The organism is Sulfurimonas sp. (assembly GCF_029027405.1).
Taxonomy (GTDB): Bacteria; Campylobacterota; Campylobacteria; order Campylobacterales; family Sulfurimonadaceae; genus Sulfurimonas.
Genome location: NZ_CP093396.1, coordinates 916386 through 934672 on the forward strand (window position 1 = coordinate 916386; position 18287 = coordinate 934672).

General features: G+C 30.2%; 19 protein-coding genes. 17 read left to right on the forward strand and 2 right to left on the reverse strand.

The window, feature by feature from the left end; translation table 11 throughout:
- The 17 genes from MOV42_RS04215 (at position 1) to MOV42_RS04295 (ending at position 17597) form a co-directional block, all read left to right on the forward strand.
- Positions 1-642, forward strand: coding sequence for a ThiF family adenylyltransferase (locus tag MOV42_RS04215; RefSeq protein WP_324172541.1), 642 nt, complete (start codon positions 1-3; stop codon positions 640-642).
- Positions 643-719: 77 nt separating this feature from the next.
- Positions 720-965: a thiamine biosynthesis protein ThiF gene (locus MOV42_RS04220; RefSeq protein WP_324172542.1), complete on the forward strand. Its 246-nt coding sequence runs from the start codon at positions 720-722 to the stop codon at positions 963-965.
- A gap of 594 nt (positions 966-1559) precedes the next feature.
- Positions 1560-2327 (forward strand): outer membrane lipoprotein-sorting protein, encoded by a 768-nt coding sequence (locus MOV42_RS04225; RefSeq protein WP_324172543.1) that lies wholly within the window; start codon positions 1560-1562, stop codon positions 2325-2327.
- 16 nt (positions 2328-2343) lie between these two features.
- Positions 2344-3483 (forward strand): hypothetical protein, encoded by a 1140-nt coding sequence (locus MOV42_RS04230; protein ID WP_324172544.1) that lies wholly within the window; start codon positions 2344-2346, stop codon positions 3481-3483.
- Positions 3484-3492: 9 nt separating this feature from the next.
- Positions 3493-5802: an efflux RND transporter permease subunit gene (locus MOV42_RS04235; protein WP_324172545.1), complete on the forward strand. Its 2310-nt coding sequence runs from the start codon at positions 3493-3495 to the stop codon at positions 5800-5802.
- A 165-nt stretch (positions 5803-5967) separates the two neighbouring features.
- The gene (locus MOV42_RS04240; RefSeq protein ID WP_324172546.1) at positions 5968-6909 is read left to right on the forward strand and encodes a hypothetical protein; all 942 of its coding nucleotides are present in this window, start codon (positions 5968-5970) and stop codon (positions 6907-6909) included.
- Between the two features lie 46 nt (positions 6910-6955).
- Positions 6956-7453 carry a transcription elongation factor GreA gene (gene greA, locus MOV42_RS04245; RefSeq protein WP_324172547.1) on the forward strand — a complete coding sequence of 166 codons (498 nt, stop codon included), beginning with the start codon at positions 6956-6958 and terminating at the stop codon, positions 7451-7453.
- The gene (argC, locus tag MOV42_RS04250) at positions 7440-8444 is read left to right on the forward strand and encodes an N-acetyl-gamma-glutamyl-phosphate reductase (RefSeq protein ID WP_324172548.1); all 1005 of its coding nucleotides are present in this window, start codon (positions 7440-7442) and stop codon (positions 8442-8444) included. Before greA ends, argC begins: the two co-directional genes overlap by 14 nt.
- The gene (locus tag MOV42_RS04255; protein ID WP_324172549.1) at positions 8434-9165 is read left to right on the forward strand and encodes a UDP-2,3-diacylglucosamine diphosphatase; all 732 of its coding nucleotides are present in this window, start codon (positions 8434-8436) and stop codon (positions 9163-9165) included. The genes argC and MOV42_RS04255 overlap by 11 nt, the downstream gene beginning before the upstream one ends.
- A gap of 12 nt (positions 9166-9177) precedes the next feature.
- A complete protein-coding gene (locus tag MOV42_RS04260; protein WP_324172550.1) occupies positions 9178-10113 on the forward strand; it encodes a chemotaxis protein CheV in 936 nt (311 codons plus the stop codon).
- 11 nt (positions 10114-10124) lie between these two features.
- Positions 10125-12479, forward strand: a complete 2355-nt coding sequence (locus MOV42_RS04265; protein WP_324172551.1) for a hybrid sensor histidine kinase/response regulator — start codon at positions 10125-10127, stop codon at positions 12477-12479.
- Positions 12476-12970: a chemotaxis protein CheW gene (locus MOV42_RS04270; protein WP_324172552.1), complete on the forward strand. Its 495-nt coding sequence runs from the start codon at positions 12476-12478 to the stop codon at positions 12968-12970. The genes MOV42_RS04265 and MOV42_RS04270 overlap by 4 nt, the downstream gene beginning before the upstream one ends.
- The gene (locus MOV42_RS04275) at positions 12967-14076 is read left to right on the forward strand and encodes an MlaE family lipid ABC transporter permease subunit (RefSeq protein WP_324172553.1); all 1110 of its coding nucleotides are present in this window, start codon (positions 12967-12969) and stop codon (positions 14074-14076) included. The genes MOV42_RS04270 and MOV42_RS04275 overlap by 4 nt, the downstream gene beginning before the upstream one ends.
- Positions 14076-14819: an ABC transporter ATP-binding protein gene (locus tag MOV42_RS04280; protein ID WP_324172554.1), complete on the forward strand. Its 744-nt coding sequence runs from the start codon at positions 14076-14078 to the stop codon at positions 14817-14819. The genes MOV42_RS04275 and MOV42_RS04280 overlap by 1 nt, the downstream gene beginning before the upstream one ends.
- A complete protein-coding gene (locus tag MOV42_RS04285) occupies positions 14816-15778 on the forward strand; it encodes an MlaD family protein (RefSeq protein WP_324172555.1) in 963 nt (320 codons plus the stop codon). Before MOV42_RS04280 ends, MOV42_RS04285 begins: the two co-directional genes overlap by 4 nt.
- The gene (locus tag MOV42_RS04290; protein WP_324172556.1) at positions 15778-16377 is read left to right on the forward strand and encodes a hypothetical protein; all 600 of its coding nucleotides are present in this window, start codon (positions 15778-15780) and stop codon (positions 16375-16377) included. The genes MOV42_RS04285 and MOV42_RS04290 overlap by 1 nt, the downstream gene beginning before the upstream one ends.
- Positions 16374-17597, forward strand: a complete 1224-nt coding sequence (locus MOV42_RS04295; RefSeq protein WP_324172557.1) for an aminopeptidase P N-terminal domain-containing protein — start codon at positions 16374-16376, stop codon at positions 17595-17597. The genes MOV42_RS04290 and MOV42_RS04295 overlap by 4 nt, the downstream gene beginning before the upstream one ends.
- On the opposite strand, the gene MOV42_RS04300 is transcribed toward MOV42_RS04295, so the two are convergent.
- Positions 17566-17997: a hypothetical protein gene (locus MOV42_RS04300; RefSeq protein ID WP_324172558.1), complete on the reverse strand. Its 432-nt coding sequence runs from the start codon at positions 17995-17997 to the stop codon at positions 17566-17568. The two genes, MOV42_RS04295 and MOV42_RS04300, sit on opposite strands and share 32 nt — an antisense overlap.
- Positions 17997-18287: a hypothetical protein gene (locus tag MOV42_RS04305; protein WP_324172559.1), complete on the reverse strand. Its 291-nt coding sequence runs from the start codon at positions 18285-18287 to the stop codon at positions 17997-17999. Before MOV42_RS04305 ends, MOV42_RS04300 begins: the two co-directional genes overlap by 1 nt.

An 18287-nucleotide genomic window follows, 5' to 3' on the forward strand; every position in this document is an offset into this window, starting at 1 on the left:
ATGCCTAAAGAAGATAGACTAAAACTTCTTTTTGAAGATGATTTTTTAAAACTTGAAAATGCGAAAATTATACTTTTAGGAGTTGGTGGAGTAGGTAGTTTTTGTCTTGATTGTTTAATGCGAAGCGGAATTACTGATGTTACTATTGTTGATTTTGATACTTATGATGACTCAAATCAAAATCGCCAAATGTGGTCAGAACTGCATGAAGATGAGCTTAAAGTTGAGGCTTTAAAAAAACATTACCCAGAAGTAAAAATCATAAATAAACGCATAGATGAAGAGTGGGTTTGGGATTTTGATTTTGATGAGTATGATTTAGTGCTAGATGCCATAGATGACACAAAGGCAAAACTAGCTATCGCTCAAAAGTGCCATAAAAAACTTATATCTTCTTTTGGTGGTGCAAAACGCATAGATGCCTCGCAGGTTAAAGTGGATGATATTTGGAAAACTTACGGAGATAAATTTGGCTCTAAAATACGATATGAACTTAGAAAAAGAGGTTTTAAGAAAAAGTATAAAGTTGTCTTTTCTTCAGAAGAAGCACGAGTAAAAGAGAAAGGTAGTTTTATGGGTGTTACTGCTACATTTGGTCTTATAATGTGTAGTGAAGCAGTTAAAAAATTGTTAAAAGGATAGGTTTGTAGATAATTTCTACTTGTATAGATAGGCAATATCTAAAGAGTTTATAAAAGAGACTAAAGAAGGATGTTTAGATGAGTCATGGTTTTGATTTAAATAACCCACTGATATGTGAAGGTATGATAGGTGATGGTTGCGGAGGTGGACGGCTTTTTATGGTTGAAGAGAACACTCTTAAAGCTTATGACCCCGTAACTAAAGAATATTTTGTTCTTTTAGAAAAAATAGAGAAACCTCATAGCATCTCTAAAAAGGCTTGTATAGTTAGTGTCGTATGTGAAGATGAGCTTATAGAGTTTGACTTGTCTTTGATTAAGTAGAGTTAGCTCGATTAAAATCTGGATTCCAAGGAATGTGGAACCTAGAACTTGTTCGAGGTTAATCTTTTCAAGATACACAAAATAAAGCCAGCAAGTTTATATCTGAACTAAAAAATAATATAAAAACTCTTAATAATATGCCTCATAGATGAGTAAAATACGATTTAAAGTAAAAAAATGGTATCTGAATAATTATTTTTCTTATAGTTTAAAAGATAATCATAAACCATTTTTAACTTCAAACTTTTACTCAATCCCCTATGAATTATAATCAGTATTTTCAGTGGAGAAAAAGTTCCACCATCGAGAGTATTTGTTGTATTTGTAATCTTAATATTTTTATATTTATTACGAGTGAATAAATAAGATAAATATATTCAAAGTTTTTCTATGGCATTTACAAAGTTTTTTGGACAAAGCCCTATGAAGTTATTAAAAAAACGAAAGTATTATTATTAAATGGCTAAAACAAAGAAGGAAAAATATATCTATTAAACAATACCTTTAAAATTAAATATAATCCTTTTAGCATAAAAAAGATATTGATATTCGGTATCATTATATTGTATCATATGAAAAAAAGGTTTTGTATATATGATAAAAATAATTTTAGTAAGTCTACTTACTTTTTCTGGGCTTTTTGCGATTACACCTATTGAGATAGCTAGAAAAGTAAAAAATTCTTCAAGTGGATACGAAAGTTCAAAAAGTGTTACGGAGATGGTTCTTATAGATCAAGCTAAAAATAGAGCTGTTAGAGTTATGCACTCTATGGCTTTAGAAAATACAGCTGATGATGGTAACAATGGCGATAAATCTTTGATGGAGTTTCAAACTCCTATTGATGTAAAAGGTACTAAGTTTTTAACTCACGAAAAAATTGTAAAAAATAATAACCAATGGCTTTACCTTCCAGCACTTAAAAGGATAAAAAGAATCACAAGTAAAAATAAAAGTGGTTCATTTATGGGTAGTGAATTTTCTTATGAAGATTTATCTTCACGAGAGCCTTCTAAGTATACTTATTCAAAAGAATTTCAAGATGTTTTACTAGATGGCATAGAAACTTATAAGTATGAAAGATATGCAAAAGATAAAAATTCAGGATATTCAAAACAGATAATTTGGGTAGATAAAAAAAGATTTGTAGTACTACAAGTAGAATATTATGATAAGAAAAAAGAGCTTTTAAAAACTTCAAATTATAGTGGATACAAAAAAACCAAAGATACTTATAGAGTATCTTTTATAGTTATGAAAAATCATCAAAATCTTAAAAGTACTACATTTAAATATCTTGAAGATGAGATTCATTTAAAATTAGATGAGAAGTTATTTTCAAAAAGATATTTAAAAGATTAAAAACTTGAAAGGATTATTGTTTATTTCTATTATATTTTCTAGCTTTTCTTTTGCAGATGTAGAGTATAAAAGTTATCTAGGGTATGAGTATAAGTCATATTTAAAATCAGATGATACAAAAAAAGGCTTTAACAGTGCGATAACTTTTCAAAATGAGTTTAAATACTCTTTTGATGATTCTAAAATATATTCAAAAGTAGATGTTTTGAAAGATTTTGAAGAAGAGGAGAGAGATTATTTTAATATCACAGAACTATATCTTTCACAAAGTTTTGATGCTTTTGATTTGTACTTTGGTAAAAAAGTTATCTTTTTAGGTAGTTTAGAAGCAAATAATATTGTAGATATTTTTAATAGACAAAACTATAAAAAAGATTCTTTATCAACCTATAAAGATGGGGCATATATGGGTGGTATAAACTATTATTTTGAAGATGATTCTATTTTAAATATTTATATAAAAGGGTTTGAAAAAGATGTACAGTTTTCAAGTAAGAACTCCCCCTATTATCCTTTTAAAAACACTAACTATGACAAAGATTTATTGTTTGCAAATGGAAGTGAAAGTCCATCAATTTTGAGTACTTATTCAAAGAGTTATGATGAAGACATCATAGCTGATATAAGTTATGGATTTTTTTATGGATATGATGGCAATATTTTATATAAAAGGGAAAATAACACTTATCAAGCTATGTTATTTCAAAGTATGAAAATTTTTACTTATGATACTTTTGTTGTGGATTCTATGCTTTTTAAAGTGGAAGCTTCTTATACTAAAGTACAAGATGATGGAGATTTTGAGATAAAAGATTTTTATGAGTTTGGAATGGGAGCAGAGTATACAATAGTTCGATTTATAGACAATCATAATTTAGGTCTAATATCTGAGTATTATAAAAGTGATAGTAGTTTCACTAGCTTTGAAAACGATATATTTTTGGCTTTAAGGTACTCTCTAAACGACAAAGATTCAAGTGAGCTTTTACTAGGGCTTAGTAAGGATATGAAAACAAATGAAAAAAGTAGCTATTTAAAATATAGCGGTAGATTAACAGATAGTTTAAATATAAGTATAGATGTGCAATATATGCAAACGAACAGTTTTTTAAATGAACACCTTCGCGTTGGCTGTGAAATCAAATATTATTTTTAAGGAAAAAATATGACAAAAGAAAAATTTACATTAAAAGTTATACAGTATAGATGGGCAATATCGATACTTGTACCACTTATGATAATTGCTTTATTTGTGGCAAATATTAAGAATGCAGGGATGGAAACTGATTTTGATATTTGGTTTGATAAAGATTCAAAAGTTATGAAAAATTTTAAACATTTTAAAAGTACTTTTGGTTCTGATGATAGACTTTTATTGGCAATGCGTAGTGAAGATGGTATTTTCAATAAAAAAACACTCAAAAGCATCCAAAGTATTACCGATGAACTTTGGCAAACAAAATATATAGCAAGAGTAGATTCTATTACCAACTTTCAATATGCACATGTAAGTAGTGAAGACCCAGATGAAATAATTGTGGAGGATTTTTTAGATGATATTGATAATATCTCAGATGCCGATTTAAAAATAAAAGAAAAAATAGCAAGAACTGATACACAAACAAAAAATCTACTTATCTCTGCTGATGGTAAATCAGCTGTAATAATAGCAAGGATGGTATACTCACAAGGTATAGAACCAAAATCATATATAGCACTTTATAACAAAGCAAATATACTTATAGATAAATACAAATTAGATGGTGTAGAGTATCACAATATAGGAGTACCTGCTGGTACAAATGCTTTTGTAAAAGCAATTACTAGTAATGTCAAAACTTTTTTACCTATGATATTGCTTGTTATTATTGTACTGTTAGCTGTAATATTTAGAAGTATTTTAAGTGTATTATTACCTTTAGGTGTTGTTATTCTTACTGTTTTATTTATAGCTGGACTTACTTTTGGACTGGGATATAAACTAAATACAATAACTACTATGTTTCCAATTTTTATCATTGCTATTGGTATAGCTGATTCTATACATATATTTTGGGTATGGAAACATAAAAGGCAAGAGGGCATGAACAATCAAGATAGTATATTATTCTCTATAGAAAAAAACTTTTTTCCTGCTTTCATCACATCTTTGACTACTTTTGTTGGTTTTTTATCTTTGGGTATTAGTAAAATTGTACCTTTACAAGCCTTTGGTTTAACACTTGCTAGTGGCGCTTTGATGGCATTTATATTAAGTGTGACATTGTTGCCTGCACTTTTAAGTATCATCAATCCAAATATTAAAGTACAAAAGAAAAAGACAGATAATTTGGAGAATTTTATAAAAAAATATACACAATTTATAAGTAGAAATGATAAAACTATTATTATCATATTTTTACTAATTATTGGTATAATTTTCATAGGCTTCAAAGATGTGGTAATAGATACAGATTTTATGAAACAATTCTCAAAAGAAACACAGATACGAAAAAGTGCTGATTTTGTGGAAAAAAATATAGGGGGAACTTTATCTATAGAGATAATTATAGATTCTAAAGAACCCTCAGGTGTAAATAAACCAGACCTTATGCAAGATGTAGAAAATTTTAATGAAGAATTTAAAGCAGAATTTCCAAGGGTTAGACATATGGGTTCATTAACACAAGTGGTCAAAAAATATCACAAACTTATGAATGGCGATAAAGAGGAATTTTATAAGATACCAGATTCTAAAGAACTTATATCCCAATATATGCTTTTATATGCTCTTTCACTCCCACAAGGCATGGGAATAAATGATATGATGGATGTAAATAGTAGATATTTAAGAGTAACTGCTATGATAAATATAGCAAGTGAATTAGAAAAATTAGAGATGTATAAATGGACACAAAACTGGTGGACAACACATAGTAACTATACAGCAACAATAGAGGGTCTTCCTATGATAAGTGGACACATGAGAACAGAACTAACAGATACGCTTATAAAATCAATCTCATTAGCTCTTGTCCTTGTAACCTTGATATTTTGGTTCACATTTAAAAGTAAATTTTTTATGATAGTTTCTACTATTCCAAATGTTGCACCACTGTTTATAGCCATCGGTATTACAGGATGGTTAGGTGTAAATGTAGATTTAGGTATGGCAATAGTATTTGTAATTATCATAGGAATAGCCATAGATGATACAGTACATTTTCTCAGCAAATATAAATCAGCACAAGAAAAAGGTAAAAATGTTACTGACTCTATAGAAGAGTCACTTTTATTAGGGGGAAATGCTATAGTTATCACAACTATTATCTTAGTTTTGGGATTTGGTACATTTTTGTTTAGTGATTTTTCTATGTATTATAACTTTGGTCTTATGAGTAGTATAGCTTTATCATTTGCTATGATTTTAGATGTATTATTACTTCCTGCTATTTTGATTTATTTGGATAAAAGAAAAAAGATGATTAAAAGGTAGATATTTTAAAGGAAATCTATTGTCCAAGGTGGTAAGATTATAAAAAAAACTTTATAAAAATACAAAAAGCTAAACTTATGATACTTCCATAGAAGAGTATTGAGATTCTATAACAAAGAATCAACAATAGAGGGTAACCTTAGACTTAGTATTTAAAGGAAAATGATGAAAATAATAATATTTTTTTTACTTTTAATAGCGTCTGCATCTGCAAATCCAATGTGGTATTACAATGTTCAAAAAACAAAAGCAAATAGTTATGTAGGTTATGGAAGTGAATATAGCAAAGCGAATGCAAAACAAAAAGCTTTAAATAACATCATATCTCAGATGTCTGCAAGTGTAAACACTTCGTTTTCTCAAAATTCAAAAGCCACTTTATATGATTATGAACTTTTAAAGTCAGAGTTTTCTGATGGAAAATATTTTGTAGCTTTGGAGTATGAAAATATTCCATCTTTAGATAAGTTTGTCAATAAAATAAAAAAGAGCGATATTAAACTGAAAAATGAGAAGCAAAATAGCTATTTAAAAAATACTATTATGGCATCTAAACTAAAAAAATATTTGAAAAAGGATATAACTTTTTCATTGGTAAGAAAAGATGCAAAATGGTTTGTAAAGTACAAAAACATACTTCAAATTCTAGATAAAAAAGACTTCGCAAAGTTCTTTAGTACGGTTGATAACAAGCAAATGAGTATAAATACAAATAAGCGTGAAAATATTCTATACAATGAAGACAAGTTCTTTTTCAAAGTTAAGTCCGCAAAGAAAGCTTATGCATCTATATTTACAGTTTACGAAGATGGAACTGTATCGACGCTTGTAAGAAATGTAGCACTTAAAAAAGAGAAGTTAGAAAATATCCCTGATAAAGATTTTGAGACTATTCCACAAGCTGGACTTATGCAAAGAGGGATAGAGACTTATAATCTTTATATTTTGTTACTAAGCAATAAAAAAATACATTTGGACAGCTTTGCTCACGCAGATGAAGAGTTGATAGAAGAAGAGAAGTATAAGAACTTTGATGAGCTTATAGAGTTTATAGATACTAAAGAGTATGCCACACTCAAAGTAGTTACAAAGCCAAGAATGTACTAAATTTTGCTATAATAATAAAAATTAAATATTATAAAGAGAATAAATTATGGAAAAAATTGAACCGATGACACTTTTTGGTTATGAAAAATTACAAGCCGAAGTTAAAGATTTAAAAGAAGTAAAAAGACCACAAACTGTAAAAGATATTGAAGAAGCACTAGAACATGGAGATTTAAAAGAAAATGCTGAATACCATGCAGCAAAAGCAGATCAGAGAATGTTTGATGGACGATTAGCAGATCTTGCTGGAATCATTGGTTGTGCAAAAATTGTTGATCCTAGTGAACTTGAACATGCGAAAATCAGCTTTGGTTCTACGGTTGTTATGACAGATATGAACACAGATGAAGAACTTACTTATACCATAGTTGGTGGCTGTGAGTCGAATCCTGATAATGGACTTATCTCTTTTGGTTCACCTCTAGCAAAACAACTCTTAGGTAAAGAAGAGGGCGATGAGGTAAAAGTTAGACTCCCTGGTGGTGAAAAAGAGTTTGAAATAGATGAAGTAAAATATGAGGAAATAGTTTTTGAATGCAATTAATGTAGGCGTAATCGGGGCTACTGGTTACACAGGTTTAGAACTTGTTAAGATGCTTATAAATCATCCAATATTTAAGTTAAATTATGTGGCAAACTCTTCTGGTGAAACAACTATAAATAAGTTGCATCCATCATTAAATGGTGTATGTGAGATGGAGGTACAAAAAGCAAATGTTGATGAATGTGCTTTGTGTTGCGAGTTAGTATTTTTAGCACTTCCACATAAAACAGCTATGGTTTATGTAAAAGAGTTAATTGTAAAAGGTATTAAGGTTGTTGATTTGTCAGCTGATTACAGACTTCCTCAAGATATTTATGAAGAGTTTTACACACCTCATACAGATGCTTCGAATTTAGAACATGTTGTTTATGGACTTCCAGAGATGTTTAGAGATGAGTTAGAGTCTGCTAAACTTGTGGCAAATCCAGGGTGCTTCCCAACATCAGCACTTTTAGCTTTACTTCCATTTATGGACAAAAGAGTTCATAATACTCCAATAATCATAGATGCTAAAACAGGAGTAAGTGGTGCAGGAAAAAAACTAAGTGAAGTTACTCATTTTGTTAATGTAAATGATAATCTTTTTGCATACAATCCGTTTATGCATAGACACGCACCAGAAATCGCTGTTAAACTTGGTGTGGAGTTTGATGAAGTGAACTTTGTTCCGCATCTTGTGCCTCTAACTCGTGGAATGCTTTCTTCTATTTATATTCAAGTAAGTCAAGATTTTGATGCTTACAAAACTTTAAAAGACTACTATGAAAAAGAGCCTTTTGTGAGAGTAAGCAAAAGTCCTGTTGACATGAAAAATGTCGCTGGAACTAATTTTTGTGACCTTTATGTAAAACAAAAAGGCAATATGCTTTTTATATCTAGTGCAATAGACAACCTGATGAGAGGGGCTTCTTCTCAAGCAGTTGTAAATGCTAATATCATGATGGGTTTATGCCAAAAAGATGGGATTCCAAATATAGCGTATGTCCCATAATCTAGAGTTAAAAGAGGGTGCATTTGTTATTTCAGATGCACACTATTCCCACCGCAGACCAGAACTTTTAAATTTTTTACAAGATATACAAGCAAAAAAATTATCTTCACCCCAAATTATTTTTATGGGTGATATATTTGATACTCTTTTTGACAATGTTCCCTATACTCATAAAATAAATTCTCAAGTCATAGATATTATAAATCATATTTCACAAAATATAGAAGTTATATATATCGAGGGAAATCATGACTTTAATCTAAGTGAAATTTTTCCAGATGCTAAAGTATTTAGTATAGATGTTCAACCTATTAGCATCTCTTACAAAGGTAGAAAAATATTACTTGCACATGGAGATATCCAAAGTCCTTTGTTGTATAGAGTATATACAGCAGTTGTCAGAAACTCTTTTGTTACTTCTTTTTTAAATATTATAGACTTAATATCTGGACATAAAATAATCAATAAATTAGATGATTATTTAGGAGAGAAAGAGGACTGTAAAGAGTTTGTTGGTTTTAGAGAATTTATACAAAAAAGACTTTTATCCAAATATTCTTGTGATTATTTTATTGAAGGGCATTTTCATCAAAATAAAACATTAGAGTTTAAAGATTTTATTTATATAAACTTAGCTGCTTTTGCTTGCAATCAAAGATATTTTATTGTAAAATCTTCCAAAGGTATTAAATTATTAGAAGAAATTTCATATAAAAAATAGGAGACCTGAGATATGCAAATGAATGATTCTCTCAAAGTTGGCTCTAATGAAATGGAGCTTGTTGATTTTCGTATTATGAAAGAAGAAGATGGTGAAATTTATGAAGGTATATATGGCATAAATGTTTCAAAAGTTCGTGAGATTATTAGACTACCAAAACTAACTGAATTACCAAGTACCCCAGAGTATATAGAAGGTATTTTTGATTTAAGAGATGTTGTTATCCCTGTTGTAAATTTAGCTAAATGGATGGGCATTGAAGAGCCTGAAATAAAAAAGAAAAAAGTTAGAGTTATTATTACTGAATTTAACAATGTTCTTATTGGTTTTGTTGTTCATGAAGCAAAAAGGATCAGACGAATAAATTGGGGAGATATAGAACCAGCAACTTTTGTTAATGCTTCACTAGATGGAAGTAAAATTACAGGTGTTACTAAAATAGAAGGTGATAATGTACTTCTTATATTAGACTTGGAAAGTATAGTTCAAGAGTTAGGACTTTACGAGCCAGATATTGAAAATGTTCCAGAGAATATGGATGGTTTTTCTGGTTTAGCACTTGTACTAGATGATAGTATAACAGCTAGAAAAATAGTTAAAGATGCTTTAGGAAAAATGGGCTTTAATGTTATTGAAGCTGGAGATGGAGAAGAAGGTCTAGAAAAACTTAATGAATTATATAAAATGTATGGTGATGGTCTTTCAAATCAGTTAAAAATTATAATTTCTGATGTTGAAATGCCAAGAATGGATGGTTTTCATTTTGCTACAAATGTAAAAGAAGATGAAAGATTTGACAATATTCCAATTGTTTTTAACTCATCTATAAGTGATCATTTTAGTGAGAGTAGAGGTAAAGAAGCCGGAGCTGAAGCATACTTGGTTAAGTTTGAAGCAAGCTCATTTTATGATGAAGTTGCACGAGTTGTTCGTGCATATATGAAGTAAGGAGTCTGAATATGGATGAATTTCAAGAGATACTACAAGATTTTTTAATTGAGTCATTTGAACTTGTTGAAAAATTGGATGAAGATTTAGTTGAGTTAGAAAACACACCAGAAGATTTAGAACTTTTAAATGGAATCTTTCGTGTTGCACACACTGTAAAGGGAGCTTCATCATTTTTAAATTTTGATGTTTTAACTCATCTTACACATCATATGGAAGATGTTTTAAACAAAGCAAGACATGGTGACTTAATAATAACACCAGATATTATGGATGTTGTTTTAGAGTCTATAGACTTAATGAAAGAACTTTTGAATATTATTCGAGATACGAGTGCAGATGCTGGAGTTGATGTTTCTGCTTGTGTTGCTAGGCTTGATAAAGTTTCTGGAGGAAGCGGAGAAGTAGATACTCCAGTTGAAGAAGTAGTAAAAGAAGTTGAACAAGAGCCAGAGGAAGATGAACTGGACTATGATAATATGTCTGATGATGATGTTGAAGCTGAGATACAAAGACTTCTGAACGAAAGACAAGAAGAAGACAAAGCTAAAAGAGCATCAAAAATAGCAGCAGGCGAAAGTGTTCCAGAAGCTCCACCTGAACCAGACTCTAAAGAAAAGCCAACACCAGAACCAACTCCTGCTCCAGCACCTGCTGTTCCTGCAGTAAAAAAAGAAGAGTCTGCAAAAGCAGCAGCACCGGCAAAAAAAGCACCGGCAGTGGTAGAGCAAACTATTCGTGTTGATGTTAAAAGGCTCGATCATCTTATGAATCTTATTGGGGAGCTTGTTCTTGCTAAAAATAGACTTATTAAAATAAATGATGATGTTGAAGAGCGTTATGAAGGTGAAGAATTTTTAGAAGAGTTAAATCAAGTAGTATCAATAGTTTCGCTTGTAACAACAGATCTTCAGATTGCAGTTATGAAAACAAGAATGTTACCAATTGGAAAAGTATTTAATAAGTTTCCGAGAATGATTCGTGATTTAAGTCGTGAGTTAAATAAGAAAATTGAACTTGAAATAGAAGGTGAAGAGACAGAACTTGATAAATCAATAGTTGAAGAGATTGGTGATCCATTAGTTCATATTATAAGAAACTCTTGTGACCATGGTATAGAGATACCAGCGGTTCGTACTGCAGCTGGTAAACCTGAGATAGGTATTATCTCTTTAAAAGCTTATAATGAAGGTAACCAAATCGTTATACAGATAGATGATAATGGTAAGGGTCTTGATGTTGAGATACTTAAAAATAAAGCTTTAGAAAATGGTGTTATTAGCGAGAAAGAATCTGATAGCATGTCTGATAAAGAGGCATTTGGTCTAATAATGAAAGCTGGTTTTTCTACTGCTGCATCTGTAACAAATGTTTCAGGTCGTGGTGTTGGTATGGATGTTGTAAAAACAAATATAGAAAAAGTAAATGGTATTATTGATATTGAAAGTGAAAAAGGGCAGGGGAGTTCTATAAAACTAAAAATTCCTCTAACTCTTGCAATTATCCAAGCACTTTTAGTTGCCGTTCAAGAAGAGTATTATGCCATTCCATTGTCTTCAGTTTTAGAAACTGTGAGAATTTCAAAAGAAGAGATTTATACAGTTGAGGGTCGCTCAGTTATGCGACTTAGAGAAGAAGTTTTATCTTTAGTTCATATAGGTGATATTTTTGAAGTAGAGAGAATTTTAGACCCAAGTGAGCATGCTTATGTAGTTGTCTTAGGTCTTGGTGCTCAAAAACTTGGACTCATTGTTGATTCTCTTGTTGGTCAAGAAGAGATAGTTATTAAATCTCTTGGAGAGTATCTAAAAGGCATTGAAGGTGTTGCTGGAGCAACTATTCGTGGAGATGGTGGGGTAACGCTAATCGTTGATGTTGTAGCACTTATGGATATGGCAAAAAATGTAAAAGCAACAGCTATGGTTGAATCTTCAGCAGGTGGAGATCCTGTTAGCACAGAAAAAACACAAGCGAGTGACTATACAATCATGATAGTTGATGATTCCAAAACTGATAGAATGATTATGAGAAAGTCACTAGAAGCAACGGGTATGACAATCGTTGAAGCTGGAGATGGGCAAGAAGCATTAAATATATTAAAACAAGGTGATCATAATTTTGACGCAATGCTTGTTGACATAGAGATGCCAAGAATGGATGGTTATACTTTAGCAACAGAGATTAAAAAGTACAATAAATATAAAAACTTACCTTTAATTGCCGTTACTTCTCGAACAGGAAAATCTGATAGAATGAGAGGAGTTGAGTCTGGAATGGTTGAGTATATTACAAAACCTTACTCTGCTGATTACCTATCTAGTGTAGTTCAAAGAAATGTTAACTTTAAATCGGAGTTCTTATCATGAGTGATAAATTAAAAGAAATTATTAGTAAGCAGAGTGAACAACAAAATGTGACTATTGATCACTCAAATGATATAGTTCAATTAGTTGGATTTGTTATTGGTGAAGAAGAATATGCGATTCCTATTCTCTCAATTCAAGAGATAATAAAACCTTTTTCATGGACAAGAGTTCCTCAAGTTCCAAAGTATGTTATGGGTGTTTTTAATCTTCGTGGCGCGGTAATTCCTTTGATTGATCTTCGTTTAAAGTTTGGTTTAAGAGAGCAAAAACATAATGATGAAACGAGATTTATAGTCATGAAAGATGAAAATGATGTTGCTGGATTTGTTATTGATAGACTGACAATGGCAATAAGAATCAAAAAGACTGATATTAGTCCTGCTCCCGATACTCTCAATGGTAAGGATACTATGATTGATGGTGTTGGTAAACAAGAAGATAAAATCATAACGATACTTAAAGTAAAAAAACTATTAGAAAGAGATTTTTGATTAAGACTTCTCTTTTTGAAGATAAGCTCTCCTTGCAATTTTCAGGGGAGTTTACTCTTTATGTAGTAAATGCTTATAAAGAACAAATAAAAAAACTAGACCTTTTAAATGTTAAAAGTGTTGAATTTGACTTAAAAAATGTAACATATTTTGACACAGCAGCAAGTATATTTATAAACTCACTTATAAAAGATTTTAATTACAAGCATATTTCAAGTAATGTATTAACGGCAAATAGAGATATTAGTGATACTTTAGAATTAGTAAAAACTTTACAAAAAACTTCACAAAAACTTTCTCAAACTAAAAAAATTTATTTTATAGAGTCAGTAGGTATATCAATATATCAGAATTATGTTGGCTTTTTAGCTTTTATGACTTTTCTTGGTAAATTATTTGCAACTAAAATTTACTATCTCAAATCTGTAAAAAATATTAGATACAAAGAAATAGCCTTTGAGATGAATGAAAGTGCGATAAAAGCATTGGGAATTATCTCTCTTACTAGTTTTTTGATAGGTTTAGTTGTGGCATATCAATCAGCATTTCAATTAAAGATATATGGAGCAAATATATTTATAGTGGATATGCTTGGCATCTCTATTCTTCGTGAACTAGCGCCTTTAATGACTGCTATTGTAATAGCGGGAAGAAGTGGCTCTGCTTTTACAGCACAAATAGGAGCGATGAAAATTACAGAAGAGTTGGATGCTATGCGAACTATGGGGTTTGACCCTTATATATTTTTAGTTATGCCACGGATAATAGCTTTAATGATAACAATGCCTATCTTGATTTTTGTTGCAGATATCATGGGTGTATTTGGTGGAGTACTTGTGGCATTTATTGATTTAGATATAACACCACAACTTTTTATGGAGAGATTTAACGAGGTTGTTTCTGCAAAGCATTTTTTTATTGGAATATTTAAAGGTCCATTTTTCGCTTTTCTTATAGCATCTATAGGTGTTTATAGAGGGCTTATGGTCAAAGATGACACTCAAAGTATCGGTTTTAACACAACAAAAAGTGTTGTTGAGTCTATATTTGCAGTTATAGTTTGTGACGCAATTTTTTCAATAATGTTTACAAATATGGGAATATAATGGCAACTCATATAAAAGTAAAAGATATAAAAACTGTTTTTGGTGAACGAATAGTACATGATGGTGTAAATTTAGAAATAAATGAAGGTGAAATTTATGGACTTCTTGGACCTTCAGGATGTGGGAAAACAACATTACTTAGAGAGATGGTAATGTTGCAAGATTTCCATGGAGGCTCTATAAATATTCTTGGGCATGACTTAAATTCTATTAGACATAATGAGGCACAAGAATTAAGACGAAAGTGGGGTGTTTTATTTCAAGCAGGGGCACTTTTTTCTTCTTTAACTTTAAAAGATAACATAGCCCTTCCTTTGATTGAATATACTGATCTTTCACAAAAAATGATAAATGAAATAGTAGAGTTTAAAATAAACTTAGTTGGCTTAAAATCAGCAGATGCCATGCTTTTTCCATCTCAAATTAGTGGTGGAATGAAAAAAAAAGCTGCACTTGCAAGAGCTTTAGCAATGGATCCCAAACTTCTGTTTTTAGATGAACCAACAAGTGGATTAGACCCCATATCAGCAAGAGAGTTTGATAGTTTGATTCTTAAGCTTAGAGAGTTGTTAGGATTAACAATAGTAATGGTTTCACATGATTTACAATCTATTTATGATACACTTGACCGCGTTGCAATCATTGATGAAAAAAAGATTGTTTATGAGGGAAATTTAAATAATATTAAAAATACTAAAAGTGAATTTATACAAACATTTTTTAAAGGAGTAAATTTAATATGAATAATAGAGTAAATTATACGCTTGTAGGTTTTATGGTTCTCTCTGGAGTAGCTTTGATGTTAGCCTTTACTTATTGGCTTTTAAAACCATCGCCAGAACATGAAACTACAAAATATAATATACACTTCAGTGAGTCTGTTTTAGGTTTAAATGTAGATGCAGCAGTTAAATACAGAGGTATAAATGTTGGTAAAGTTAGTAGACTTAGAATAAATCCTAAAAACTCAGAACAAGTAGAAGTTTTAATAACGATACTTAAAACAACACCCATTAAAGAAACGACAGTTGCAAAACTTACATCGCAGGGTATTACAGGACTTAGTTACATAAACCTTAGTATGGGTGCGAATGGGAGTCCTGCTTTAAAGATAAGAGAAGGTGAACAATACCCAATAATTAAAACAGAAGCATCATTTTTTGAGCGTTTTGAAAAATCACTTGGTACAGTAAGTATAAAACTATCAAAAACTCTTACAAGAACTTCTGAGCTGTTAAATGAAAATAATCAAAAACAGATAGAGATACTTTTAAAATCGACTGCTTCTTTTATGATTCAGATGGAAAAACTTGTAGATGATAAAGCCATAAAAAATATGCAGGCATCTATGCAAAACTTTAATAATATTACTAGAAAATTTGATGAGATGATGCCAAGAATAGATAATTTTATAAATAAAAGTATTGCATGGGAGGATAAAATATCAGGCTCTTTTGCTTCTATAATGAAGAGTTATGTGGGTATAAGAGCTTCAATGGATGAGATAAAGAGAGCTGTTGGAAGTGGAGAGTTTAATATCAAGGCAATTGCAGGTGATGTGATTCCAACAATGAATAATGCTCTAATAGAGATGCAACATTTAATGGTAAGTATAGAAAATGCACTGAATCAATATGAGAGAAGTCCAGGAGATATATTGTTTAAACAAGAAGAAATTAAAAAAGGTCCAGGAGAAAATTGATGATAAAAATAATTTTACTAGTAGTTACTTTAATTATTTCAATAGGGTGTTCAACAACTAAACCTCCTGTTGCAGAATATAAATTATCTGTTACAACATTGAAACAAATTAGTTCTTCTCATGGATGCAAAACAAAGTCATTAAAAATTTCACAAGCTTTTAGTTCTAGTTCCTTGATGTCCCTTAAAATGAGCTATGTTCAAGATAAGCATAAAATATATTCATACTCTCAAGCACAATGGAATAATTCTGTCAATCAAGAAGTGACTTCTCAAATGTTAAAGGTTTTACGAGAATCAAAATTATTTAAAAATACTCAAAATTCCAAATCAAGAAGTAAGAGTGATTTGATTTTAGAAATTACTATAGATGACTTTATGCAGTATTTTACAGAAAATTCTACTAAGTCACATGTGAAAGTTCTTATTAGTATGGCTCTTATAGATTCAAAAACAAGTAAGGTAATAGCAACATCGAACTTTAAAGCATTAAACAATGTTGATTCTTTAGATGCTTCAGGTGGAGTAACAGCACTAGATATTGCTCTTGGGGATGTTTTAATTCAAAGTATAAACTACTTAAATAAGGTTTGTGAGTGATAAAAAAAAGCGAATATAAACAACGAAGAGATAGATTTTTAAAAAAATTAAAAAATAACTCAATGGCTATTTTTTCAAGTGCAAAAACTAAAACTCGCTCAAATGATACTGAGTATCCATACCGACAAGATAGTAACTTTTATTATCTTACAGGCTTTAAAGAAGATAATTCTTATTTGATATTTATTAAAGAAAATCAAAAAACTAAATCTTTTCTTTTTGTTAAAAAAAAGGAAGCCAAAGATGAACTATGGCATGGAAAAAGGCTAGGGAGACAAGAAGCTAAAAAAAGATTCTCATTCGATAAAGTTTTAATTAGTAAAAAGTTTAAAAGCTTAAAAAAAGAATTGAAAACAAAGTTTAAAATAGATGAAAATGCTTCTCATAATATTTCTAAAATGAGATTGATAAAATCAAAAGCAGAAATCAAACTAATAAAAAAAGCTATAAATATTACTAAAATAGCTCATCATAGAGCCATAAGATTTGATAAAATAGATAAAAATGAGTATGAGCTTCAAGCAGAAATAGAGTATGTATTTAAGAAAAATGGCTCGTATAGCGATGCTTATACTTCTATCGTCGCATCTGGAGATAATGCAAATACCCTACATTATATAGAAAATAAGCAAGTGTTAGTTGATGGAGATTTAATACTCATAGATGCTGGATGTGAGTACGAATATTATGCAAGTGATATTACACGAACCATACCCGTAAATGGAAGATTTTCTCAAGCACAAAAAGAGTTATACAGTATAGTTTTAGATGTTGAGAAAAAAATTATTAAAATGATAAAACCAAATGTTAAAAGAACTACACTTCAAAAAAATACAGAAATTTTACTAACAAAAGGCATGATAGAAAAAGGCATTTTAAAAGGTAACTACAAAAAACTCATAAAGAATAATAAACATAAAAAGTATTATCCACATGGAATAGGGCATTGGATGGGTTTAGATGTTCATGATGATGCCCCTTATAAAGATAAAAATAACAAAGAATTAAAACTTCAAAAAGGTATGGTTTTGACCATAGAACCAGGTATTTATATCTCAAAAGATGATAAAACAGTTCCAAAAAAATTTCGGGGCATAGGCATAAGAATAGAAGATGATATTTTAGTAACTAAAAACAGTTATAAAAATCTATCTTCTAAGATTGCTAAAAGTATTAATGATATTGAGACTATGTGTTATAAGTATAAGACCAACCAGTAAGGTTTTCATTTTTAGCTTCAAAAAAGTTATCAGAATCTGCTAAAAAATCCATAACAAACATAACTTCATAAGGTATGCTTTGTTGATCTTGTGGCCTTACTAAAAGTAGTGGCATCGGAGTGTCTTGAGAACTTTTACCAAAGCCAACAGGCATTAATTGACTCATAAGTTCAACTGGTTTACTTATACCTTGTTCATCTAAAAATTTATCTAAAATAGCTTCTTGAACATCTTTTGGAAATTTCTCAGAGGTATTTAAAAATATAGTAAAGTGAATAGGGGTATTTTTAAAGTGGGATGGTGCATCTGCCGCCATGATAATATAATCTACATTTTTTAAATGAGTAGATATCTCTATTGGGTCTAGGTATGTGTCAGTAACTATTGCTTTTGCTTCCACTATTTATCTTCTTCTATTAGTGGTCTGCCTATTTTTTCTTCGACTTCTGCTTGAAGTTTTACCATCTCCTGTCTTATTTCATCTATATAATGAGGAGGAACATTTTCATCTTGACTCCATTTTACTTCATCAACATTTCCACCATAGTCTTCTCCAAGTTTTTCAAATTTTTCTTTATATTCATCCATATTTTTACAAATTTCTACCCGACCATCCGAAGTATCTGTTAGTTCTATAAACCATTCATTATTTTTATCTACTTTTATTTTTGATTCAAATACTAGACTCAT